The organism is Bacillus sp. 005/A4HT-01/001, from assembly GCF_004634445.1.
GTDB lineage: Bacteria > Bacillota > Bacilli > Bacillales > Bacillaceae > Bacillus > Bacillus altitudinis.
In genome coordinates this window covers 163,570-188,534 of sequence record NZ_SEIZ01000002.1, presented here as the reverse complement: position 1 = coordinate 188,534, position 24,965 = coordinate 163,570, and the positions used below count along the sequence as shown (strand labels likewise).

General features: G+C 41.9%; 22 protein-coding genes and 1 other annotated feature. Of the genes, 1 reads left to right on the top strand and 21 read right to left on the bottom strand.

Annotation, left to right across the window (positions count from 1 at the left end):
• Positions 1-88 precede the first annotated feature (88 nt).
• The 19 genes from thrS to ES896_RS06400 form a co-directional block, all read right to left on the bottom strand.
• Positions 89-2,029 carry a threonine--tRNA ligase gene (thrS, locus tag ES896_RS06495; RefSeq protein ID WP_135226582.1) on the bottom strand — a complete coding sequence of 647 codons (1,941 nt, stop codon included), beginning with the start codon at positions 2,027-2,029 and terminating at the stop codon, positions 89-91.
• Between the two features lie 45 nt (positions 2,030-2,074).
• Positions 2,075-2,322, bottom strand: a binding site (T-box leader).
• Between the two features lie 43 nt (positions 2,323-2,365).
• On the bottom strand, positions 2,366-3,235 hold the full coding sequence (gene ytxC, locus ES896_RS06485; protein ID WP_135226581.1) for a putative sporulation protein YtxC: 870 nt from the start codon (positions 3,233-3,235) through the stop codon (positions 2,366-2,368).
• Positions 3,236-3,295: 60 nt separating this feature from the next.
• Positions 3,296-3,934 carry a TVP38/TMEM64 family protein gene (locus tag ES896_RS06480; protein ID WP_058336551.1) on the bottom strand — a complete coding sequence of 213 codons (639 nt, stop codon included), beginning with the start codon at positions 3,932-3,934 and terminating at the stop codon, positions 3,296-3,298.
• A 32-nt stretch (positions 3,935-3,966) separates the two neighbouring features.
• Positions 3,967-4,896 carry a primosomal protein DnaI gene (gene dnaI, locus ES896_RS06475; protein WP_008346034.1) on the bottom strand — a complete coding sequence of 310 codons (930 nt, stop codon included), beginning with the start codon at positions 4,894-4,896 and terminating at the stop codon, positions 3,967-3,969.
• Between the two features lie 17 nt (positions 4,897-4,913).
• Positions 4,914-6,335, bottom strand: a complete 1,422-nt coding sequence (gene dnaB / locus ES896_RS06470; protein ID WP_017367826.1) for a replicative helicase loading/DNA remodeling protein DnaB — start codon at positions 6,333-6,335, stop codon at positions 4,914-4,916.
• A 99-nt stretch (positions 6,336-6,434) separates the two neighbouring features.
• A complete protein-coding gene (nrdR, locus tag ES896_RS06465; protein WP_003216720.1) occupies positions 6,435-6,893 on the bottom strand; it encodes a transcriptional regulator NrdR in 459 nt (152 codons plus the stop codon).
• Positions 6,894-6,897: 4 nt separating this feature from the next.
• Complete coding sequence (locus ES896_RS06460; RefSeq protein ID WP_017358264.1) at positions 6,898-7,284, bottom strand: hypothetical protein; 387 nt, start codon at positions 7,282-7,284, stop codon at positions 6,898-6,900.
• A gap of 185 nt (positions 7,285-7,469) precedes the next feature.
• Entirely contained in the window at positions 7,470-7,850 is a 381-nt protein-coding gene (gene speD, locus ES896_RS06455; protein WP_003216492.1) for an adenosylmethionine decarboxylase, read from the bottom strand.
• A gap of 235 nt (positions 7,851-8,085) precedes the next feature.
• The gene (locus tag ES896_RS06450; RefSeq protein ID WP_135226580.1) at positions 8,086-9,108 is read right to left on the bottom strand and encodes a glyceraldehyde-3-phosphate dehydrogenase; all 1,023 of its coding nucleotides are present in this window, start codon (positions 9,106-9,108) and stop codon (positions 8,086-8,088) included.
• A 172-nt stretch (positions 9,109-9,280) separates the two neighbouring features.
• A complete protein-coding gene (coaE, locus tag ES896_RS06445) occupies positions 9,281-9,886 on the bottom strand; it encodes a dephospho-CoA kinase (RefSeq protein ID WP_024718656.1) in 606 nt (201 codons plus the stop codon).
• Between the two features lie 13 nt (positions 9,887-9,899).
• Positions 9,900-10,532, bottom strand: coding sequence for a sporulation membrane protein YtaF (gene ytaF, locus ES896_RS06440; protein ID WP_007501684.1), 633 nt, complete (start codon positions 10,530-10,532; stop codon positions 9,900-9,902).
• 174 nt (positions 10,533-10,706) lie between these two features.
• The gene (gene mutM / locus ES896_RS06435) at positions 10,707-11,540 is read right to left on the bottom strand and encodes a DNA-formamidopyrimidine glycosylase (RefSeq protein WP_007501686.1); all 834 of its coding nucleotides are present in this window, start codon (positions 11,538-11,540) and stop codon (positions 10,707-10,709) included.
• A 25-nt stretch (positions 11,541-11,565) separates the two neighbouring features.
• On the bottom strand, positions 11,566-14,205 hold the full coding sequence (gene polA, locus ES896_RS06430; protein ID WP_135226579.1) for a DNA polymerase I: 2,640 nt from the start codon (positions 14,203-14,205) through the stop codon (positions 11,566-11,568).
• A gap of 254 nt (positions 14,206-14,459) precedes the next feature.
• Entirely contained in the window at positions 14,460-16,202 is a 1,743-nt protein-coding gene (gene pnpS / locus ES896_RS06425; protein ID WP_025207771.1) for a two-component system histidine kinase PnpS, read from the bottom strand.
• Positions 16,195-16,923 carry a response regulator transcription factor gene (locus ES896_RS06420; RefSeq protein ID WP_007501691.1) on the bottom strand — a complete coding sequence of 243 codons (729 nt, stop codon included), beginning with the start codon at positions 16,921-16,923 and terminating at the stop codon, positions 16,195-16,197. Before ES896_RS06420 ends, pnpS begins: the two co-directional genes overlap by 8 nt.
• Positions 16,924-17,110: 187 nt before the next feature.
• On the bottom strand, positions 17,111-18,049 hold the full coding sequence (gene mdh, locus ES896_RS06415) for a malate dehydrogenase (protein ID WP_008346058.1): 939 nt from the start codon (positions 18,047-18,049) through the stop codon (positions 17,111-17,113).
• A gap of 34 nt (positions 18,050-18,083) precedes the next feature.
• Positions 18,084-19,355, bottom strand: a complete 1,272-nt coding sequence (icd, locus tag ES896_RS06410) for an NADP-dependent isocitrate dehydrogenase (RefSeq protein ID WP_008346060.1) — start codon at positions 19,353-19,355, stop codon at positions 18,084-18,086.
• A gap of 146 nt (positions 19,356-19,501) precedes the next feature.
• The gene (gene citZ / locus ES896_RS06405; RefSeq protein ID WP_008346063.1) at positions 19,502-20,620 is read right to left on the bottom strand and encodes a citrate synthase; all 1,119 of its coding nucleotides are present in this window, start codon (positions 20,618-20,620) and stop codon (positions 19,502-19,504) included.
• 375 nt (positions 20,621-20,995) lie between these two features.
• Positions 20,996-21,460, bottom strand: a complete 465-nt coding sequence (locus ES896_RS06400) for a DUF441 domain-containing protein (protein ID WP_007501699.1) — start codon at positions 21,458-21,460, stop codon at positions 20,996-20,998.
• 100 nt (positions 21,461-21,560) lie between these two features.
• On the opposite strand from ES896_RS06400, the gene ytvI reads away from it, so the two are divergent.
• Positions 21,561-22,679, top strand: a complete 1,119-nt coding sequence (gene ytvI, locus ES896_RS06395; RefSeq protein WP_135226578.1) for a sporulation integral membrane protein YtvI — start codon at positions 21,561-21,563, stop codon at positions 22,677-22,679.
• Positions 22,680-22,703: 24 nt separating this feature from the next.
• On the opposite strand, the gene ES896_RS06390 is transcribed toward ytvI, so the two are convergent.
• Positions 22,704-23,093, bottom strand: coding sequence for an FxsA family protein (locus ES896_RS06390; protein WP_007501703.1), 390 nt, complete (start codon positions 23,091-23,093; stop codon positions 22,704-22,706).
• A gap of 100 nt (positions 23,094-23,193) precedes the next feature.
• A complete protein-coding gene (gene pyk, locus ES896_RS06385; protein WP_135226577.1) occupies positions 23,194-24,954 on the bottom strand; it encodes a pyruvate kinase in 1,761 nt (586 codons plus the stop codon).
• Between the last annotated feature and the right edge of the window lie 11 nt (positions 24,955-24,965).

Below are 24,965 nucleotides of genomic sequence, written 5' to 3'. Positions count from 1 at the left end.
AATGGATCACTAGTGGAGAATTTTTTTCCATAAGAAAAAAGCCAGCAACCTCAATAGATGAGATCACTGACTGTTTCGTGCGCCTTCATTATTTTTTTGCTTCTGCGACTGCATGTTTCACAAAAGCTTCGAGGTCCATTGTTTCTGAATCTTGTTCCCCATATTTTCTTACATTGACCGCGCCATTTTCTGCTTCTTGATCACCGACAACTAGCATGTACGGAATCTTTTGCATTTGCGCTTCTCTAATTTTGTATCCGATTTTTTCATCACGACTGTCTAGTTCTACACGCAGTCCTTCAAGCTGCAAACGTTCTTGCACTTTTTTTGCGTAATCTAGATGGACAGATGGTGAAACCGGGATGACTTGGAATTGTACAGGTGCCAGCCATGTTGGAAGAGCTCCTTTGTATTCTTCAATTAAGAAGGCAACGAAGCGTTCCATTGTGGACACAACTCCTCTATGAATGACAACTGGACGATGGTGTTTTCCATCTTCTCCGATATATGTGAGATCGAAACGCTCTGGAAGTAAGAAGTCTAGCTGTACAGTAGACAAAGTCTCTTCTTTTCCAAGAGCTGTCTTTACTTGGACGTCAAGCTTCGGACCATAAAATGCCGCTTCGCCTTCTGCTTCATAGTAGTCATGTCCAAGCTCGTCCATTGCATCTTTCAGCATAGACTGTGCTTTATTCCACATTGCATCATCGTCGAAATACTTCTCAGTATCCTCTGGATCACGGTAAGATAAGCGGAACGTATAATCATTTAAGCCGAAGTCTTGATACACTTCTTCAATTAAACGAACTGTGCGGATGAACTCATCTTTGATTTGATCTGGACGAACAAAGATATGGGCATCGTTTAATGTCATCCCGCGAACACGTTGAAGGCCGGATAAAGCGCCTGACATTTCATAGCGGTGCATTGTTCCAAGCTCTGCAATCCGAATTGGCAGTTCACGATAGCTATGAGGTTCATTTTTATAAATCATCATATGGTGCGGGCAGTTCATTGGACGAAGGACAAGATCTTCGTTGTCCATTTCCATGACCGGGAACATATCTTCTTGATAATGCGCCCAGTGGCCTGATGTTTTATACAATTCCACACTCGCAAGAACGGGTGTATACACATGCTCATAACCAAGGCGTACTTCTTTATCAACAATATAACGCTCAATGACGCGGCGGATTGTTGCCCCTTTTGGCAGCCAGAGCGGAAGACCTTGGCCCACCTTTTGAGAGTTCGCAAACAGTTTCAATTCTTTTCCTAGTTTACGGTGATCGCGCTCTTTTGCTTCTTCAAGCAGACGTAAATGCTCGTTTAATTCTTCTATGCTGAAGAAAGCTGTTCCGTAAATACGCTGTAGCATTTGGTTGTTACTGTCGCCTCTCCAGTAAGCACCTGCAAGGCTTAACAGCTTGAATTCTTTGATTTTCCCTGTAGACGGCAAGTGAATACCGCGGCATAGATCGAAGAATTCACCTTGCTCATAAATTGTGACGGCTTCGCCTTCTGGGATTGCTTCTAACAGCTCTAGCTTCAATTCATCGCCAATTGCTTCAAAGCGTGCTTTTGCTTCTTCTCTAGAAACTTCAATGCGCTCAATCGGCAAATTGCTGTTAATGATTTTTTTCATTTCTTTTTCAATCTTTGGTAAATCTTCAGGTGTAATCGCTACATCGATGTCAACATCATAGTAAAAGCCATTTTCGATGACAGGGCCTACGCCAAACTGGACGTGATGCTCTTTTCCATAAATGCGTTTGATTGCCTGTGCTAGTAAATGCGCTGTGCTGTGGCGCATAATATCGAGCGCTTCTTCACTCTTATCTGTGATGATCTCGATTGTTCCACTTTCTAACAGCGGCGTACGCAGATCTATTTCTTTGCCGTTCAATTTACCGGCAAGCGCTTTTTTCTTTAGGCCTGGGCTAATTGATGCCGCGATGTCTTCTGTTGTAGCTGTTTTGTCAAACTCCTTGACTGCTCCATCTGGAAATGTAAGTTGAATTTGTTCTGACATCTCTAGTCACTCCTTTTTTTGGCAATATAAAAACCCCGCCCCCTGGAAAGGGACGAGGTTGAATAAACGGAATCGTGGTTCCACCCTTTTTCCCGTATTTGCAGCTTGCTTTGTCAAAAGCAAATACGGCTTGTGGTTCAATAACGGGAATTCCCGTCAGCTATTACTAAACAGTTCACAGCTGATGTTCAAAGGTGGTAAAGCAAATGGTCCTCTGCTAGGAAGCTTTCAGCCACGGCTTCCCTCTCTTTAAGCGGGTGTTCATTTGTTCATGTCCTTATCAATACGGTCTCTGTATGAAGTTACACCGTATTATAAAACGTTTTTTCGTGAAAATCAAGAAAGCTTTTCACTTTTCTTTTCCAAATGACTAGGAACAAATTGAACATGCTGTTCCTGAAACGAATGAGGAGGGAATACCTCAACTCTTTCTTGAAAAATATTTTGAATGGTTTGCACCATCGAGTGACCTGTATCATTTGTAAATAGGTCAATTTTTTGTGGCGCAATGGATACAAGCGGTGCAATCAACTGCGAATCAATATACATTGGATGCTCTCTTACAAACTGTCTGTCTATGTATTGTTTTTGATCACGCTCAGAAGCGTACCGAAATTCCCAAATCACCAGGCGGTCCTGATGTACAACATGTACTTTTTCAAGCTTAGGTTCTCTTGACATCACATAGTCTCGAAGGGATTGAATAAAGTTTTGATATTCTTGTTCCATTTTATATTCTTCGATGGATACTTCAACATAGTTCTTCAGCCTTCTGTCATACGCTGAGAGCCTAAATGTCATAAATGAACCAATGGAAAAAACACCTTTCTGTAAAGAAATCGTCTCAAGCTCTTTTTTTAACAGATCCTCCCTCGGCGGGTCTTGATGAATTCCAGGAATATCATCTAGATCCCCTTTCATGATGCTATGGGCGATTGAAAGAATTTGGTGCTGCTCTTCTGGATCTTTAAATAAGTATGTGTTTTCAAGGATGCTGCGCATGCGTTCATTTTCTTTGCATTCCAAAAAAAAGTGAATCAGTAATGTCCGCACAATGTGCTCTATGGCTTCTCCTGATTTTTTCGCTTCTATGAGAAGCCGGTCTTTCCCTTGTTGAATCGAAATGTGATGCCGACTGTCCAAGTGTTCAGCAAGATGTAAAAAAGCGGCGGTATCATATTCATCTTCAAAGATTATTTCAAGCATGTTTGTCCCCCCTAACGACATCTGTTACATATATATGGGGGGAACATAAAAAATAGACGCCTAAAATAAATCAGGCATCTTTCTTTTTAAAATCAGTGGCACTGAGATAAAGATCAAATAAATCAAACAAACAATCGCTAAGGCGGCATAATTTCCGCTTACAAAGCTTGATCCAAGGACATTTAATGCCACAGTACCAGGTATTAACCCTAAAAAAGTCGCTGCCGCAAATGCACGATAATTCGCACGTGAAGCTGCTGCGGCATAACTGACAAAATCAAAGTGAATGGGTGCAATGCGTAATAAGAGGATATAAAGAAATCCATGCTCTTGAATACGGGACGTCACCGCTTTTAGCTTCCGATTGCTTGATTCGGTTTCCTGCTTGTTTGAACGGAAGGTTGAGGCAAGCAGGAAAGATCCTGTTGCACCTGCTGTCGCACCAGCTAAGGCATAAATGGTCCCAAGGACACTGCCGAATGCCAAACCTGCTGCTAGCGAAAAGACGGTGAGAGGGACAAGCACAAATGGACGAAAAAGTGATAAGAAAAGAAAGACAAAGGGAGCCAGCATCCCAAATTGAAGAATCCAATTCTTCACATCTTTCGGCGACAGTTGAAAATGCTGTTTGTTGAGCCACCATAGCACAGCAGCTAGGACGCCAATCACGAGGAAAAGCAGCCATTTTCTTTTATTCATTTCATCCGCTCCCCTTCACGTGACCTATCTTTTTATAAATGACGGCGATTTTCCCCTTCAAGCAGAACTGGTTCAGCTAGGTAGAGAATACGTTCCATTAATCGAGCTGCCTTCACCTCTTCTTTTTCCCCACGCTGTGAGTACGTAAAGTGATGCTTTAACTCATTCGGTGAGAAATTAGAAGAGAAAAAAGTCGGCAGCTGCTCTGCCATGCGGTATTGCAAGATTGTTCCTAAAAGTTCATCTCGTACCCAGCTTGTCATCGACTCTGCTCCGATATCATCAAGCATTAAAATTGGTGTAGATTTGACCATATTCAGCTTTTCTTCGAGTGTATGATCAGCTAATGAATTTTTTAACTCTCTCACAAATTCAGGCACGTATACAAGGAGAGATGGATACTCTTTTACCGCTAGCTGCTGCGCAATCGCTGCCAGAATAAATGTTTTTCCGACCCCAAACTTTCCATGTAAATAGAGGCCTTTTCCCTTACCTGTTTCATCATAACTTTGCAGGAATTGACCTACTTTTTGAATGACTTCTTGTCTTCCAACCACATTTAAATCAGCAAACGTCGCTTGAAGAACATTCTGCGGAATATACATACTTTTCATAAGTTCTTGCTGTTTTTTCTGTCTATCAAGCCGCAGTTTGACAGGACAAGGGGAATATTCAATATCAATGCTTTGACCTTTGATCACAAGCTTCGGGTGATACCCGTCTAAAATGACATTTACATTCTCTTCCTCTAAGCAGTAAGAACAGCCCTTTGATTGTTGTACATATTCAAAGAGCCTGTTCAAGCTGCGATTGATCATGTCTTCTTGGATGTCCTCTTGATGCTCCTTTAAAAAAGCTTTTACATCTTCATCAGCTAGGACACTTTCTTTAATCTGATTGTATCTCACGCGAAAATCTACCCGCCCTTTTAGCTGATCAAATGAACGACCGATCGGTTTCATCTCCATCTCACCTCACATTAATGTGCATTATACTTTTTCATATTATTAAACTGATCTAACAATTTTTCTTTTTCTCGTTCGAGGTCCTCTGTAGACAAGTTATCTGTCTGTTCTTTTGGCTGTTCTTTCGTTTCAGCTTCCTTCATCCAGTCAGGCAGTTTCTCCTCGCGGATCACTTTTCCTGATCCATATGATTGACGCTTATTTTTTTGCTGCGCCCATTCTGTCATTTGTCTGTTCTCTTCTTTGGCAATTTTCATAGCAGCTGCCACGGTTTTAATTTTCTTTCGCACCCAGTGGGCGGCAATTTTCTGCATATATGTTTTGGACAGCTTCATATCCGTTTTTAGCAGCGTATAGTAGATCAAGACATTCATGACCCCAGGCTCTAGCTGCTGCTCAAGCATAATATCTTCAACAATTCTTAAGTCTGCATACGTCGGCTCAATGCCATCTGCCATATCTTTTAGAAGCTCTCTAGGCGAAATATGATCAAGCTTTTCAATCAATTTCGCATCAGGTGCATCTGCACCTGAATTCTGCGTGACATTGTGACGTAAATGTCTTGGCTGTTTTTGATCAATCAGCTTCGGCTGTTCGCCTCTGTATTCAATTTGATACCAGTCTCTCGCTGCTTTTCGCAGATCCTCAGTTGATATCATCTGATCTGAGCCACAGGCACCTGCGACAATATTTTGCATTTGCAGCGGGGTGATGCCATAGACGACAGCTAACTTCTTAATTGTCTCTTTCACTTGCTTTGTCAAAGCTTTTCTTGGAATCATCATGTCCGACATGCCTGCTAACAGGAGATCAAAATCAAAAGATTCATCTGAAAGCGGTGCAGGCTGACTTGAGCCAACTGTCACATATTCGTAGCCCTCGTCAAGCGATGACGCCTGATTAATTTCCTCTGTCATCTTGCGCTCTCCTGGCTGCAAGACGTGAAACACTTCTTCAAACGATCGGGAGATGTTCTTTGCATCAGCAGGAACTCCTGGATAAGAAAAATAATCACGAAGCTGCATATATTTTGCTTTCTCTACCCGATGATACAAAAGGACATTCAGCATACCGTCTTGGAAAAATTCATCCGGTCTCAGCGGCGGCACGAGCTCATATGTAAACAGTCTGCCTTCTTCCGTTTCCTGTTCATATGTGCGGAGTAATCCGATCGCTTCAAGCTTTAAGCGCTCCTCAAAAATATCATTTAAATTCGTTTGCAGCATCACCATCAGCTGACGGTGAGGTGCGGGTTTCCCCCACATTCGATTTTGTTCCAGCTCTCCCCACAGCGTCATGTATAAACTGAAAGCGGACATGCCAATAAGCGGCTGATATAAAAGAGTAATAAGCTGTCTATCGATGTCACCGAGCAATGAAGCGCTTTTGACGACATACGGATCGACGGCTAGCACTTCCTTCCAATGCTCTGTCATATGCTGATCCTCCCTTAATACGGTTGTCTTCATTGTACACTCTTTTTGCGTTTTACGCTTTACGCAGGAAAAAGAGCATGAAGAATCTTCAGCTCTTTTTTAGCGTTCTTTCTTTAATAAATCTTTTAATTCATCAATAAATACATTGATATCTTTAAATTGACGGTATACCGAGGCAAACCTGACGTAAGACACTTCATCAATTTTCGCCAGCTCGTCCATCACCATTTCCCCTACAAGCTCGCTTTTCACCTCTGACATGCCTTGGTTACGCAATTCCTTCTCGATGTTAAAGCAGACATCCTCGAGCTGTTTTAAAGCGACAGGACGCTTTTCACACGCTTTAATGAGGCCTCTCAGCATCTTTTCCCGGCTGAATTCTTCTCGAATTCCTTCTTTTTTCACCACAATCAATGGCAATTCTTCTAATTTTTCAAACGTCGTGAAGCGATATTGACAGCTTTCACACTCTCTTCTCCGACGGATGGACTTCCCTTCATCTACTGGTCTTGAATCAAGCACCCTTGTGCCAAGGTGCTGACATGTGGGACATTTCATTTCATCAGCTCCGATCTCTTCTTGGAAGTTGTTTGTCTAGTTCTTTATAAAGGGACAAAACAGCCTTTTGACTGTAGCCAAAGTCTGTTGGCAGTGCTGTTTCTGTTGTCACATTAAAATCGACAGCTGTTTCAAAAGGACGAATTGAAATGACAGTCGCCACGAGAAAAGCTTTTTTCGGCGTTCGTATGTTTGCGCTGATTTCACCTCGTTCTGCTGAAACAGATGTCACTTGATAGGAATCGTTTCTTGAAAGAACGGCTTCTACCGCTTGAAAAACTTGAGTTTGTGTCGATTTGTAGTAATGGCTTTTCAGCTCTGACACTGGATGATGGTCAGATGTTTCTGTATGATTTGAAATGAATCGTTTTAGCTTTTGCCCTAAAGTCATACACGTATCCCCTTTGTCATAAACCCTCTTCTTTATTTTATAAAAAAAACCTTTGTTTTCCTAGAACAAAAGTATAGACAGGTTGGATCATGCTGGATGCCCGTGTATGGAACAAATATAAAAAGGAGCATAACACAAAGGCATTTAATGCTTTTGGCCAGCTCCCATTGCAATCTTTTTTATGTTTACAGTGCTTTGGCTTGCGCCTGTTTCACTTGTACAGGTCCCATGCCTCGAGGAATTTCGATGTTTTCTCTTGTTTCAGCACCTAGTTCATCTCCGATATGATCTGCTGCAATATTCGGATCTAGATCGCCGCAAGTATAAACATCTATGCTCGCATAACCATGTTCAGGAAAGCTGTGAATTGTCAAATGAGATTCAGAAATAATGACAACTCCACTTACTCCTTGAGGTGCAAATTTGTGAAAAGCAACCTCTCTTACTTCAGCTCCTGATTTCAAAGCTGCATTTACAAACGTTTTTTCAATAAAATCCATGTCGTTCAGTTTATCACAGTCGCATCCCCATAACTCGGAGATAACGTGACGTCCGATTGTTTCCATCATGGACCCCCCTTAAACAAGAATGAAAGAGTGAAGTTCTAAGCAGCCGGACCGGACATATACCACGGGGGAAAGTTAGTCCAAAGAGGTCCTAACCCTTTAAGTATACCCGAATGAGTCTGCGAACAAGAAGTTCACGAAAAATAGTATACTTTGTTTAGACCCATTTTGCAAGCTGTGTTTTTAGTGGGATTTTCTCTCATTTCTTGAAAAGGGACGTTCATTCTTCTTCATTTCAAACAGCTGAAAGCTCTTTCATCTGGGAACCAACAAACTTTACAAGATCAACCACTCTGCAAGAATAGCCCCATTCATTGTCATACCATGCAAGAACTTTTACTTTTCTGCCTTCCATCACCATCGTTGTAAGTCCATCAACGACAGCAGAATAAGGGTTTGTGTTAAAGTCTGTGGAGACAAGTGGTTCATCTGTGTAATCTAATATGCCAACAAGAGATGTTTTTGAAGCCGTTGCAAAGGCAGCATTTACCTCTTCTGCTGTGACATCTTTTTTCAAGTCGACCACAAGATCAACCATCGACACATTTGAAACCGGTACGCGAAGTGCAAGTCCATGTAATTTCCCTTTCATGTGCGGCAGCACTAAAGAAAGCGCTTTAGCGGCACCCGTCGTCGTTGGAATGATGGACTGGGCACATGCTCTTGCCCGGCGCAAATCCTTGTGGGGGTTGTCGATATTTTTTTGATCATTTGTATAAGCATGAACCGTTGTCATTAAGCCGTTGTCGATGCCAAATTCATCATCTAACAGCTTGACAACTGGTGCTAAGCAGTTTGTTGTACAAGATGCGTTTGAAATAACGACGTGCTTTTCAGGATCAAGATCATCCTCATTGACACCCATTACAATTGTAACATCTTCATTTTTACCTGGAGCTGTAAGTACGACCTTTTTCGCTCCGGCATCTATATGGCCCATCGCTTGATCTTTTGAATTAAATTTCCCTGTTGCTTCGATCACGATATCAATCCCAAGCTCTCCCCATGGAAGCTGCTTTGGGTCTCTATTATTGAGCAAAAGCACTCTTTTGCCATTGACAATCAACGCGTCATCTTCTGCTGTCACATCGCATTCGTAACGTCCATGATTTGTGTCATATTTAATTAAATGTGCTAGCGTTTCGGCAGGATAGCTTGCGTTCACCGCTACAATTTGAATTTGATCATCAAGCATTGCTTTTCTGAAGACCATGCGTCCAATTCTGCCAAACCCATTGATCGCTGCTTTTACCTTCATGAACAGGTCACTCCTCTATTATGTGTTATACTCAATAAATTTATTTATGAAATTAGTATATCACATTAGAATGTAATTGCCAGTATATAAACGTATATTTTCAAAAAAGGGCTGTTCTTTGCAATGAAATTGACGAAAAAAACATAAAAAAAGAAGAGTACTGTATGTACTCTTACTTATCTGTATGTTCCCATTCGTTTAATATGTTCTCTAATTGCTTTCTAATAAAAGCAAGATCTTTTGTGTTTTCTATCACGCGGTCTGCTTTTTGGCATTTTTCCTCAAGAGGCTGCTGGGAGTGAATGCGATTCAGTGCTTCTTCCTCGCTCAGGTCGTTTCGATTCATGAGCCGCGACAGCTGCAATTCAGGCGTCGTGTACACAACGATGATGCGGTCGACTAGCCCTTCCAGCTTGCTCTCAAATAGGAGCGGGATATCAAGCACAACAAAGGTTTCATTGTTGCTCACCCCTTCATCACGCTGCTCGAGCATTTCCTTTCTGACTTCAGGATGAACGATGGCATTGAGCTTTTTTCTTTTCTCTTCATCAGAAAAAATGATCGCTCCAAGCTGCTGCCGGTTCAGTTCACCATTTGGCAGAAGAACCTCTTCACCAAAAGTTTGAACGATTTGATGAAGGGCAGCCGATCCTTTAGAAACCGCTTCTTTTGCAATGATATCAGCATCCACCACCCGAATGCCTTTCTCTTTTATCATCTGCGAGACTGTGCTTTTTCCGCTAGCAATCCCGCCTGTTAATCCAATGACGAGCGTCAATTCGTTTCCTCCTTTACAGCTTCCACACCCCAATTAAAATGAGCAACAGCCCTGGTAAGCATGCGAGTTTATCGATCCAGCGCCAATTGGCCAAATAATGACCCGCACGCAGTCCGATGCATACAAAAAGAGAACTCATCACAGCGACCGTGATGCTCATGACAATTGGAGAAAAACCAAGAATCGCTGCACCAATCCCTGCACCAAATGCATCGATGGATAAAGCAATTCCAAGAAGCACCGCTTCCATTCCATTAATGGTGCCAGAGCGGTCAATATCTGCGCTTGTAGGCTTTCGCAAAATATGAATGACAAGCCCAAGAGACTGCACTTCTACATTGAGAAGTGTTTTTTCATGAAGGAGCAAATCACGCTCTTTCGCTGGTTTATAAAATTGATACAGAACCCAAAGTCCGATGGCAATTAAGATGCCTCCACCCAGTTTATCTGTCACTGAGACAGGGAGGAATGTCGTGAGCAGGCTGCCAATCAGCATGGAAATGAGCAACACAATTCCTGAACAGCAAGCAATAATAACGATGGCTTTAAATGGAATCCTCATCTTGCGAAGACCATACGTAAAACCTACAGAAAAGCTGTCAATGCTGACGGCAATAGCTAAAAACAGAAGCGAAAACGAAATCATACCTGTACTCTTCCTTTCTGTTCATGCAACGATGATCAAGAGTCTCTAGGCGTCCTTAGACTCTTCTTCACTATATGAAGAGCAGGTGGGCTGTGTGTCAGTCTACACCTTGCTGAAAAAAGAATGTTTTTTATCGTATGCATGGCAAAAAGGAAGCATGCTGACGGCTTACCTTTATGAAGGGCGTTTTTGGCAGGTCACACAAAAATGAGTGCCGCGCCCTCCCACCACTGTTTTCTCTATGATACTGCCGCACGTCTGACAAGGTTCTCCCCGCCGGTCATATACAAGAAGCTGTAATTGAAAAGTCCCAATATCACCTTGTGAATTGATGTAGGAGCGAATGGTGCTGCCTCCTGCATCAACAGCCACTTGAAGCGTGTCAATAATATGTTTGTGGAGCACCTTGCAAGATGCAAGACTTAGCTGATTCGCTTTTGTTTCTGGATGAATGCCTGATTTAAACAGCACTTCATCTACATAAATATTACCGAGGCCAACCACGATTTTTTGATCAAGTAAAGCCGTTTTGACCACGCGGGAGGTTTTCTTTAATTGCTCCCATAAATAGTCTGGTGTAAATGAGTCTGAAAAAGGTTCATACCCCAGCTGTGATAGTGGAAGTTCTTTTTCTTCTTCGCCTGGCTGAAATAAGTGCATCGTCCCAAATTTACGGACATCATGATACCGAAGTTCGGTACCATCTGTGAACGTAAAGACGACGTGTACATGTTTATCATAAGGCTCACCAGTTTCATGTACACGGTATTTCCCTTCCATTCTTAAATGGGAGACCATCACATAGTGGTCTAAATGAAAGAGTAGAAACTTCCCTCTTCTTTCAATGGTTTGAATGGTTTCTCCTACCATCCTTCTAGCGAACTCTTCCGGTTCCCCAGGACGTTTGATGATATTTGGCCATTTGATATCGACCGTTTCAATCGTTTTTCCTTTGACTAACCGCTGAAGAGTGCGCCGGACGGTCTCAACCTCTGGTAATTCCGGCATGCTCCTCGCTCCTTTTTCTCTCTCTTTATTTTGCGTCGTACCAAGATGGACCTGAAGCGAAATCGACTTTTAGCGGCACATCGAGCTGAAGTGCGCTTTCCATGACTTCAGGGACGATTTTTTCTAATATGGCGATTTCTTCTTTTGGCGCTTCAAAGATCAGTTCATCGTGCACTTGCAATAACAGATTTGCCTGCAGATTCTCTTCTTTTAACTTTCGTGCCATATCAATCATCGCTTTTTTGATGATATCGGCGGCACTGCCTTGGATCGGTGTGTTCATTGCCGTTCTTTCCGCAAAGCTTTTCACATTAAAATTACGGCTTGTGATATCTGGGATATATCGTCTACGTTTAAGAAGCGTGGTCACATATCCTTTTTGTTTTGCTTCCTGCACGATGTCCTCCATATAGGTTTTCACGCCTTTAAAGCTTGTTAAATAACGTTCAATGAAGGCCGCTGCTTCTTTTCTTGTAATCCCAAGGTTTTGAGACAGTCCATAATCACTAATTCCATATACGATTCCGAAGTTGACAGCTTTGGCCTGTCTTCTCATAGAGGAAGTCACTTCTTCTTCTGAGACATGGAACACATCCATGGCAGTCTTCGTGTGAATATCCATATCTTGCGTAAAGGCTTCAATCAAGTTCTCATCTTGAGAAATGTGCGCAAGGACACGCAGCTCAATTTGAGAATAGTCAGCTGCAAACATGAGCCAGCCTTCTTTTGACGGAACGAACGCTTGACGAATTTTTCGGCCTTCTTCTAAACGAATCGGGATGTTTTGAAGGTTTGGGTCTGTTGAGCTTAGTCTTCCTGTTTGTGTAAGTGCCTGATTAAATCTTGTGTGCACTTTATGCGTATCTTTGCGCGTCACTTTCATTAAGCCTTCCACATAAGTGGATTGCAGCTTTCCTATTTGACGGTAATGCAGAATGGACCGAATAATTTCGTGCTTGTCTTCAAGCTTTTCAAGGACATCCGCAGACGTAGAGTAGCCTGTTTTGGTCTTTTTGATAATCGGCAGTCCTAATTTTTCAAATAAAATCACACCAAGTTGCTTCGGTGAATTGATGTTAAATGTTTCTCCTGCTAACCGATGAATGGTTTCTTCATATTCCTTCAGCTTCTTCGTGAGTTCTTCACCCATTTTCTGAAGACGTTCAACATCCACTTTTACCCCAAGAGATTCCATTTCACCTAAGATGAGGGCAAGTGGCAACTCTAAATCTTCATACAGCTCATGCTGATCATTTTTTTCTAACGCTTCACGGGTCAAATCATGCAGCGCAGAGATCGCTGCTGCTTTTCTTCCAAGATGGTCTTTTAGCTCTTCTTCCGGTGGAATCGCCTGTTTCGCTCCTTTTCCGTATACTTTTTCATCGGAAAGGGCTATGTTCAGGCCATATTCCTTCGCCACACTTGCAACGTCCTCATAGGATTTCTGCGGATTGACCACATAGGAAGCGAGCAGGACATCGTTATCGACACCTTTAAGATCAACATCATGCCATCTGAGCGCAACAACCGCTCTTTTGGAATCAAAGACCCATTTCTTCTTCGTTTCATCCTGTACCCATTGTTTAAACGCTTCAGATTGCAGAGCATCTTCTTTTGTCATAAAAAATGCACCGTTCTCATTATGGATCGCAAACCCTATCAAATCGGCTTCGTGATAATTGTCTCCTAGCTGTTCTACCACAAGTGCAGCGTGATCTGTCAGCATGTCCTCCGTGACATCTGTCATTTTCTTCACGTCTAGTTCGTCTATTTCTACTGGTTCATCTGATTCTGGCGCTTCTCCTAAACGCTCTAGCAGTGTTTGAAAGCCCAGTTCTTTATAAAGCGAGATGACCTGCTCCATGTGAGGACCTTCATAGGCGAGCTCTTTGCTTGATACATCTATTGGTGCTTCTACGAGAATCGTCGCCAGCTTTTTACTCATCACCGCTTGTTCTTTATATTCTTCAAGCTTTTCTTTTAGCTTTTTCCCGCTGACTTCGTCAATATGATCAAGCAGATTTTCAACCGTTTCAAACTGCTTTAGTAATTTGATCGCTGTTTTTTCACCGACACCAGGCACGCCAGGGATATTGTCTGATGAGTCTCCCATCAGCCCTTTCATGTCGATGATTTGATCTGGCCTGAGTCCGTATTTCTCTTCAATATGTGCCGGTGTGTAATATTCTACTTCTGTGATCCCTTTTTTCGTAATGGCTACTGTTGTATGGTCTGTTGAAAGCTGCGTTAAGTCTTTATCTCCTGAGAAGATTTTGACCTCAAAGCCGTCCTTTTCTGCCTCTACAGCCAGTGTGCCGATAATGTCATCTGCCTCGTATTGCGGAAGCTCGTACCTTTTCACTTGATAAGCATCTAATAGCTCACGGATGAACGGCATTTGTTCTGATAGTTCTGGCGGAGTTTTTTGTCTTCCGCCTTTATATTCCTTAAAGGTCTCGTGACGGAAGGTGGTTTTACCCGCATCAAATGCTACGAGCATATGAGTCGGCTTCTCGTCTTCCAGCATCTTCATTAAGATCATCGCAAAGCCATAAATGGCATTTGTATGTACGCCTTTATCATTTGATAATAGCGGTAAAGCAAAAAAAGCTCGATAAGCGAGACTGTTTCCATCCACAAGTACTAATTTCTTTTGATCTGTCATCTTTTAATCCTCCATCGACTGAGCCGGCTCAGCCGTCTCTTTCGCACATTGTATGTTCATTTTATCAAAGTTTATTTTGAAAAGAAAATAGACGAGCCTGCATAAAAAAGGGACGAAAACAACAAGTGTTTTCGTCCTTCCAAAATTGGCTCCTTGGATGAAGGGGTTCCTATTCATCCTACCAATGATTGATTAACAAAACATGAATTCATTGTAAAGATCATGTAAATTTTAACGCCACTTTCCATTCTTCTCTATTTTGACTTTAAACTCACGGTAAACGTCGTCCCTTTGCCTTGTTTGCTATGAACAGAAATCGTTCCTTCATGTGCTTCGACAAGGTGTTTGACAATGGCAAGACCAAGCCCTGTACCGCCTGAGTTTCTACTTCGATCTTTATCAATTCGATAAAATCTCTCGAATATTCTTGGAATCTCACTCTTTTTCATACCGATTCCTGTATCTGCTACATCAAATTCATAGCTGTCTTTCCTCTGTCTTGCTGTGATCGTGACACTTCCTCCCTCTGGTGTATAGGTGAGAGCATTATTGATCAGATTGAGGAAAATTTGTTTTAATCTCAGCGGATCTGCCATGACATAGACCGGCTCTTTCGGGACACGCACTTGTAGGTCAATGCCTTTTTCAGCAGCCTTTTGTTTTAGCAGCACTTCAATCTCTTGAATGATTTCTGTCGCATTGGCTTCTTGAATATTCAGCTTAAAATGCTGCTGTTCAATTTTCGAGAGATCAAGTAAGTCTTGGATGAGCGTTTCTAAACGAATACTCTCTTTTAGGATGATGGACAAAAATTGTGTGAGCGCTTCTTTGTCGTCAATAGCACCATCAAGAAGTGTTTCAGAAAAGCCTTTGATGGACGTGATCGGTGTCTTTAATTCATGTGACACGTTAGCGACAAAGTCTTTTCGCATCTGTTCTAGTTGCTTTGTTTCTGTTACATCATGAAAGACAAGAACAATTCCTTTCCATTCATCGTCTGTACTTAAGATCGGAACACCATCGACTTGAAAATAACGGCGCTCGATGTCAACAGCGAGACGTAAAAACTTTCGGACCTTGGTTTCTGTCATGAAAATTTCGTCTATTAACTCAATAATCTCTTCATGGGTAAAGGCTTCATGATACAGCTTGTGCATGTAAATATGCTTTTGCACTTTGAATTGCTTGCGGAATGTTCGATTGACTAAGTGAATATAGCCCATTTTATCAATCAAAATAATCCCCGCTCCGATGTTTTCAATGACTGTTTGCAGACGATCTCGCTGCATTTCGCCAGCGCTTGTCATGTCTTGAAGACTTTCTGCCAGACGCTTCATTGATGTATTGAGTTCACTTGTTTCAATGATCAGCTCTTCATAGTTATTTGTATCATAGTTCCCTCGTTCAAGCTGTTTGGCCACCTTTGTGGCATAATCAATCGGCTTTACATACTTCATCGACATGCGATAGCCAAAGAAGACGATGATAATGATGGCCGAACCAAGACAAAAGGCTAATGCAAGCCATAGCTGGCCGTCAATCTCATTCAAAGGCTCGAATGAAGCATGAAGAAATAAATATCCCGCCGGTTCGTTTTGTTTCATCATTGGAACTGCATAATGAAACAGCGCATCCTTCTCATCCTCAATGAACGTTCCTTTTGTTTGGAGCTGCTCACTTTTCAGTGTGTTTAAAATGACAGCCCTTTGTTCTGCTTGACCCGTTGTATGTATGATATTCCCCTTCACGTCCACAATCGACGCATTCATATCGAGATGCTGCTTTGCTTGATTGAGAATCTTCTTGTTTTGCTCCGCGTTCAAATCTTCCACATTCATTGAAGAAAGGAGAAAACTCGATTCCTTTTCCATTCGTTCGGTTAATTTTGTTTCATAGAAAATATGAAACATATGATCCAAGAAAAGACCAAGCGCAACAAACACAATAAACAGGAGAAAAATGAGCCCAGAAAAAAGGCGGGTTCTCACTTTACTCATTTGGCTTTGGCTCCTCCAATTTGTAGCCTAAGCCTCGAATGGTTTTAATATATGTTGGTTTTTTCGTGTTCTTTTCAATTTTGTCCCGCAAGTGGCTGATATGCACATCCACAATACGAGTATCACCTGCAAAGTCATAATTCCAAACCGCACTTAACAATAGATCACGCGTCAAGACACGGCCTTTATGCTTAGCCAAATAAAGAAGCAGTTCAAATTCCTTTGGCGTGAGCTCTAGACGTTCTTCTTGGAAATAGACTTCGTAATGTTCAGGTAAAATGCGCAGGTCTCCAATTTTGATTTGGTCTGCAATGATCTCTTCCTTCTCTTCTTGCACGGGAGCCGGCTGAGATTGCTGTGCTCTTCTCAAAATGGCTTTTACCCGAGCACCCACTTCTCTAGGACTGAAAGGTTTTGTCATGTAATCATCGGCTCCAAGTTCAAGACCGAGCACCTTATCAAATTCATCGTCCTTTGCTGTCAGCATTAAAATAGGGAACATCATTTTTTGAATTCTCAGTTGTTTGCACACTTCAATGCCATCCATTTTCGGAAGCATTAAATCAAGCACAATTAGATCAGGCTGTTCACTTGCTGCTTTTTCAAGCGCTTCTTCTCCGTCTCTTGCTGTGACGACATCGTAGCCCGCCCTTTCAAGGTTATAGCTTAGAAGTGTTACAATTGATTCTTCATCATCCACAACTAATATTTTTTTATTCATGTTGTGCCTCCAATTAGTGATTTCCCCTGCATCCGGTTTTTTGTATCTTATGTGAAAAGCGAGAAGTCATGCTTTCTCTTTCATTTTAACGAAAGCTTAACAAGAGAACAATTTAAAATTTCGACAAGATTGGTTTTGTAAACAAAAAGAAGACTCCTCATACGAGAAGCCTTCTTTTTTATTCATATTAAGACAATACTTTCATGACGTTCTTTACAGATTCAACAGAACGGTCAAGCTGACTTCTTTCTTCTTCTGTCAGCTCAAGCTCGATGATCTGCTCAAGGCCGTTTCCACCTACGATTGTTGGAACTCCAAGGTAAATGCCTTCGTAGCCATATTCACCTTCAAGGTATGCAATCGTCGGCATGACGCGGCGTTGATCTTTTAAGATCGCCTCAACCATTTCAACGAGTGAAGCAGCAGGTGCATAATATGCACTACCGTTACCTAATAGGTTGACGATTTCACCGCCGCCTTTTCTTGTTCTTTCAACAATTGCATCAATTCGCTCTTTAGGAATTAATGTTTCCAGCGGGATACCGCCTGCATAAGAGTAACGTACAAGAGGAACCATGTCGTCCCCATGTCCGCCAAGAACAAAGCCCGTCACATCTTTCACAGATAGGTTTAATTCTTGAGCAACGAACGTACGGAAACGTGCTGTATCAAGAATTCCTGATTGTCCGATGACTCTTTCTTTTGGTAATCCTGATTCTTTATAAACTGCATATGTCATTGCATCAACAGGGTTTGTTAACACAACAATGATCGCTTCTGGAGAATATTTAACGATTTCACGTGTCACACTGCGCATGATTTTTTCATTTGTTGACACGAGGTCGTCACGGCTCATTCCCGGCTTTCTTGCAATTCCTGCCGTAATGACCACGACATCAGAACCGGCTGTATCTTCGTAGTTAGAAGTTCCTGTAATATTCGCATCGAAGCCTTGAACAGGACTTGCTTCCAGCATGTCAAGTGCTTTCCCTTTTGTCGGGTTCTCAAGCTGAGGGATATCCACTAATACGACATCCGCTAATTCTTTTTGAGCTGTTAGAAATGCTGTAGTTGCTCCAGTAAAGCCTGCTCCGATGACAGATACTTTTTTACGCTTGTTTGCCATTTCCTTTTTCCCCTTTAACTTTAAAGTTTAAGAATCAAGACAAGTTTTTGATGAGCTCGTCAGCAAACTCAGAACATTTCACTTCTGTTGCACCGTCCATTAATCTAGCAAAATCGTACGTGACGACTTTAGATGCAATTGTTTTTTCAACAGATTGAATCACTAGATCAGCAGCTTCTTGCCATCCAAGGTGCTCAAGTAAAAGCACGCCTGATAGAAGAACAGAAGATGGATTCACTTTATCAAGACCAGCATATTTCGGTGCTGTTCCGTGAGTCGCTTCAAAAATAGCGTGTCCTGTTTCGTAGTTGATGTTTGCACCAGGTGCGATACCAATTCCACCAACTTGTGCTGCAAGTGCATCAGAGATGTAGTCTCCGTTTAAGTTCATTGTTGCGACAACATCGAACTCAGCTGGACGAGTTAAAATTTGTTGAAGGAAAATATCTGCAATGCTGTCTTTGACAATGATTTTGCCAGCAGCTTCTGCTTCACTTTGCGCTTTGTTTGCCGCATCTTTTCCATCTTGTTCTACAATACGATCATATTGTGCCCATGTAAAGACTTTGTCGCCGAACTCTTTTTCAGCCACTTCGTAGCCCCAGTTTTTGAAGGCTCCTTCTGTAAATTTCATGATGTTTCCTTTGTGAACAAGTGTCACAGATTTACGGCCTTGGTCAATCGCATATTGGATCGCTGCTCTGACAAGACGAGATGTTCCTTCTTCAGAAACTGGTTTGATTCCGATACCTGATGTTTCTGGGAAACGGATTTTATTCACACCTAATTCGTTTTTCAAGAAGTCGATTAACTTCTTCACTTCGTCTGATCCTTTTGCATACTCAATTCCTGCATAGATGTCTTCAGTGTTTTCACGGAAGATGACCATGTCTGTGTCTTCTGGACGTTTCACAGGAGATGGTACGCCTTGGAACCAGCGAACTGGACGTAAGCATGTGAATAAATCAAGCTCTTGTCTTAGTGCCACGTTCAATGAACGGATTCCTCCGCCAATTGGTGTTGTCAGTGGTCCTTTGATCGCGATTAAATATTCACGAATGTCTTCAAGTGTTTGCTCTGGAAGCCACTCGCCCGTTTTATTATAAGCTTTTTCACCTGCATATACTTCTTTCCAAGTGATTTGCTTTTCACCTTTATATGCTTTTTCTACAGCTGCTTCAAGAACTCTTGATGCCGCTTTCCAAATGTCAGGACCGATTCCGTCCCCTTCGATAAACGGGATAATTGGATTATTTGGTACATTCAATACGCCGCCAGTAACTGTAATTTTTTCGCCTTGTGACAATGATATTACCTCCCAGGTTATGTAGTGAATATTTGAAACTTCCAAGCTTGATGTCTGCAAGCCAAGAAGTTTTTCACGTGATTCGTTTTTTGTTGATATGGAGGCTGATTGGTTTAGATGGATCAGCCTCCGCTATTCTATAAACATTAGTCTCTTTCACTGATCGGAACAAACGTTTGAAGATCAGGTCCAATATAGTCAGCTCTTGGACGGATCAGACGGTTGTTGTCATATTGCTCTAAAATGTGAGCAATCCATCCAGAGAATCGGCTGATCACGAAAATTGGTGTAAACAAGTCATGATCAATCCCAAGACTGTGATAGACAGAAGCAGAATAAAAATCAACATTTGGTGGAAGATTTTTCTCTGATGTCACGATTTCCTCTGCGCGTACAGACATTTCATACCATTTTGGCTCGCCTGTCAGATTTGTTAAGCGCTGGCTCATTTCTTTTAAATGTTTTGCACGCGGGTCACCCTGGCGGTAAACGCGGTGGCCAAAGCCCATAATTTTCTCTTTCTTCTCTAGCTTACCATGAATATAGGAATCTACGTTTTCAACTTCGCCAATTTCTGACAGCATCTTCATTACGCCTTCATTTGCGCCGCCATGAAGTGGTCCTTTCAATGCGCCGATAGCTGCTGTTACACCAGAGTAGATATCTGATAGTGTAGCAACACATACACGTGCTGTAAATGTCGATGCGTTTAATTCGTGATCCGCATGTAGAATGAGCGCTTTATCAATCGCTTCAATTTCTACTGGTGAAGGCTCTTCGCCGTTTAGCATATATAAGAAGTTTGCAGCATAGCTGTATTCTTCTTTTGGCTGTACAGGCTCAAGTCCCTTTCGAATACGTGAGAATGCAGCGACAAGTCCAGAAATTTTCGCTTGTAAGCGAATGGCTTTTCTGTAATTCGCTTCTTTGTCCATAATCTCTGATTCGTCATCAAGTAAACCTAATAAGGATACCGCTGTACGAATCGCAGACATTGGATGAACCCCATCCAGCGAATAAGATTTAAAGTGCTCAATGATCTCTTGCGGAATATGAGCATTTTCATTGAGCTGCTGCTTTAACTCGCTTAGCTCCTGCTCATTCGGCAGCTTTAAGTGCCATAACAGGTAGACAATTTCTTCGAAAGTCGCTTTTTCAGTTAAATCATCGATATTGTACCCTACATAAGTAAGAGTATCATCAATAATTGAGCTTACGGATGAAGTTGTTGCCACGATACCTTCAAGACCTCTTGTTGCTGTCATGTTCAATCTCCCCTTTTTAAAAAGATTCCCCTTCGTTGCAAAATTCTCGCTTTTTGAAAGCGCTATCCAACCAAAATAGGCTGGCAGGTTTAGAAAAGAAAATGCTTACATTTACCTATACGGTTAGAGCGCTTTTAGCCTCATATCTCTTGTTTGATCAATGAGTTCAAAATTAAGCCTATTCCCATTATAAACAATAATCAGACATTTGTTAAATGTTTAACTATAATTTTTTTTGATATTTTTTTTTCCAGCCTTCCGGTTCGGGCATGGAATAAAGGGATTTTGCTTCTTTTAATATATTTAATTATGTTTTTTTGCAAAAGCTCACGTCAGAAAAAATATCAAAAGAAAGTGGCATGAGCCACTCTCTTTTTAACCGCTGAAAAATTTCACTGCTTGCATCGCTAAATAGGCAATTCCAGCACCAATCAGCGGGCCAACAGCCACACCTTTGAATAAGCTGACTGCCAAAATCGTACCGAATACAAGTGCTGCTGTGATATGCGGATCGTTTTCGAGTAGCACAATGCCGTTTTTTGCAATTAATGCTACTAATATACCCGCTCCAAGAGCTATCCAAGCATAGGAAGATTTCATCGCTTCTCCAAGCTGTTTAAATCCAATGTCCCCTGTTGCGATCGGTACAAGCACAGCGATCGTGATGACCGTCACACCCCAATTAATACCTTTTGATTGCAGAACCGGGAATATTTTTTGATCCAGGCCAATCAGCTTAATTGCAATCAGCACAGAGACCGCTAAAATTAACGAATTGTTTTTTGCAATAAGTGCAATAACGAGTAAAAGAACCAAAAACAAATTTGCTTGAGTAAACATACGCCGCTCCTTTCTTTCTTTTTATTGCGACCTTTTCATATTACTAATCTTTTTGAATAAAATGAAGTATCGGACATGCTTGTTTTTTGGAGGGGATTGTGTGAATCACACGTATGTGGCCATTTTTTTGCGAAGTTTGATGATTTTCAGCATCGCCGTTTGTGCGGTTGTTTTTTTATATCAGTCTTTTCCGTTTTTATATCCATTTTGGATTGCATTTGCCGTGTCGTGTTTGATTCATCCAGCCGTATGCAAAATCGAAAACATGACCGGGATGCCAAGAGGTTTTGTTGTTATCATTGTGTTATTACTCTTTTTAGTGGTAGCAGCTGGATTCATGACACTTTTAGTGGCGGAAATCATTTCAGGAAGTGCTTATTTAGCAAAGGTACTGCCAGGTCATCTTGATCAAATGATTGGGATTGTGGAACGTTTTTTCACAGATCAGATTTTGCCTTTATATCATGATTTGACTGCTCAATTTAATACACTTCAAGCAGGTCAAAAGGAATCGATTTTAGGACAAATCCAAGCACTTGGTGACGAAGCAGCGGCAAAAATCGGGACTTTCCTTTCAAAAACTCTTGAATTCATTCCAGCTTTTTTAGGTCTTTTGCCTGATGCAGCAGCGACGCTTTTATTTTCCGCACTAGCGACTTTTTTTATCACAAAAGATTGGTTTACGTTAAAAAAATATGGTTCTCGTATCTTTCCCGCCAAATGGATGCTTCATACACGTGCCATTTTATCTGAAATCAAAAAAGCCATTTCTGGCTTTATGAAGGCCCAGCTTCTCCTTGTTGCCATGACCATTGGGATCGTGCTGATTGGACTTTTCATCTTAAAGGTCGAACATGCGATTGTGATCGCTCTATGTATTGGTCTAGTTGATTTACTTCCTTACATCGGGAGTGGCACGGTTTTTCTTCCGTGGATCATTTACTCCGCCATGACAGGAAATCTTTCACTCGCCATTGGACTAGGCATTTTGTATATTGTGGTGCTCATACAAAGACAAATATCAGAGCCAAAAGTCTTAAGTAAATCAATTGGTCTTAATCCTTTAGCAACACTTGTGGCGCTGTTTGTCGGGTTAAAATGCTTTGGTTTTCTTGGACTTGCACTCGGTCCCGCTTCTCTTGTCGTTTGGCAGGCGTTTCGTAATGCAGGGGTTTTCAGAGACCTTTATCAGTACATTCGGTATGGTGTGCAAAAGTAAAAGAGACCTGATGCGAAGGTCTCTTTAGCGTATAATCGTATAGCGTTTGCGATTGGACATGTTTCTAAGCCAGCGCTCAAAGAGCGGTTTGATCCGTTTTCTTGTCATGGGAATGAGCAGCACAGCCCCAATCAGATCAGAAAGGAATCCAGGTATGAGCAGCAGCAACCCGCCAATCAGAATGCAGAAGCCATCGACAATGGTGGCCCCTGGCATTTTGCCATATTGTAAATCTCGCTGCACTTTCTGAAATGCTTCTATTCCTTGTTTTCTTGCAAAGTAAGCACCTAGTGCACTTGTCAGCACAATGACTAGCATCGTTGGTAAAATACCAATGATGTTACTTGAGATTAAAAATAAACTAATTTCCACTGCTGGGAACAGAATCAATAATAGTAGAAAATATTTTTTCAAGCCATATCACCTCATGGGGTCTCTTTCATCGAAAGCTGTTTACTTTTTTTAGTGTAACATAAAAAAAGAGAGGAGTCAGATAACTCCCCTCGTGTGTGATTTAAAGGACGCTTGCACGGCCTTTGTAGATCGCTCCGCGTGCTGGATCTACTGTAATCTCTTCGCCTTCTTTTAGAAGTGTTGTGGCACTGTCAAGACCAACAATGACTGGAATGCCAAGACTGAGCCCAACGACTGCTGCATGGCTTGTTAAACCGCCTTCTTCCGTGATAAGGGCAGACGCTTTTTCTAAAGCACCCATCATGTCACGATCTGTGCAGTTTGCGACAAGAATCGCACCATCGTACATTTTTTCCTCTGCTTCTTTTCCGCTTTGTGCAATAACAACCGGTCCAAATGCAGATTTGCGGCCAATTCCTTGACCCTTCGCAATGATGTCACCGACAACATACACTTTCATTAAGTTGGTTGTACCTGTTTCACCAACTGGCACACCAGCTGTAATCACGATTAAATCACCATGTCTTACATAGCCTGTTTCAATTGACTTTTCTACTGCATTCTCAAGCATTTCATCAGTAGATGTCGTTTTTGAACCGCTCTTTGCAAATACACCGAATACGAGTGAAAGTTTTCTTGCCACTGATTCGTTTGCTGTGACTGCTACGATTGGTGCTTTTGGTCTATATTTTGAAATCATTCTCGCTGTATGACCGCTCTCAGTAGGTGTCACAATTGCCGACACATCAAGCTTCATTGCTGTATGCGCAACAGATTGACCGATCGCATCTGTAATGCTGACTTCTACTTCTTCGCTTCTGCGAGAAAGGATCGCTTTATAGTTAAGTGCTTCCTCTGAACGTGAGGCAATGTTGTGCATCGTTTGCACAGCTTCAACTGGATATGTTCCTGCTGCTGTTTCACCAGATAGCATGATCGCATCTGTACCGTCAAAAATAGCATTTGCCACATCACTTGCTTCTGCACGAGTTGGACGCGGGTTACGCTGCATGCTGTCCAGCATTTGAGTTGCTGTGATGACAGGCTTGCCTAAACGGTTGCATTTTTTGATTAGCATTTTTTGAACAAGTGGTACTTCTTCTGCCGGAATCTCTACACCAAGATCTCCACGCGCGACCATCAGTCCATCTGATACCTCAAGGATTTCATCGATGTTATCAACGCCCTCTTGGTTTTCAATCTTCGGAATGATTTGAATGTCAGCTGCGTTGTTCTTTTCAAGCAGCTCACGAATCTCAAGAACATCAGAAGCTCGTCTTACAAAAGAAGCTGCGATGAAATCGACACCTTGTTCAATTCCAAACAGAATATCATTGGCATCCTTTTCTGTAATACCCGGCAAGTTCACACTCACACCTGGTACGTTGACACCTTTTTTGTTTTTCAGTGTACCTGTATTCATCACTTTTGTGACGATTTCTTTTCGGTCCTTATTTAATTCTTTTACTTCTAGACCAATCAGACCATCATCTAATAAAATGGTTGAGCCCACTTCTACATCATGAATTAAATCTTCGTACGTCACACTGATTTTTTCAGTGTTTCCCACAATGTCTTCCATACTCACGATAAGATCAGCACCAGCAACTAACTCAATTGAGCCGTTTTCAACTGTACGTGTACGGATCTCTGGACCTTTTGTATCAAGAAGGATCGCAATGTCCTTGCCTAAAGTTTTACCTGCTTTGCGAATGTTTTCAATACGTGCACCATGCTCTTCAAAATCTCCATGAGAGAAGTTTAGTCTGGCTACATTCATTCCTGCTTCAATCAATTCAGTCAGCTTTTCAATGCTTTCACTTGCTGGACCGATTGTACAAACGATTTTTGTCTTTCTCATTACTGTTCCTC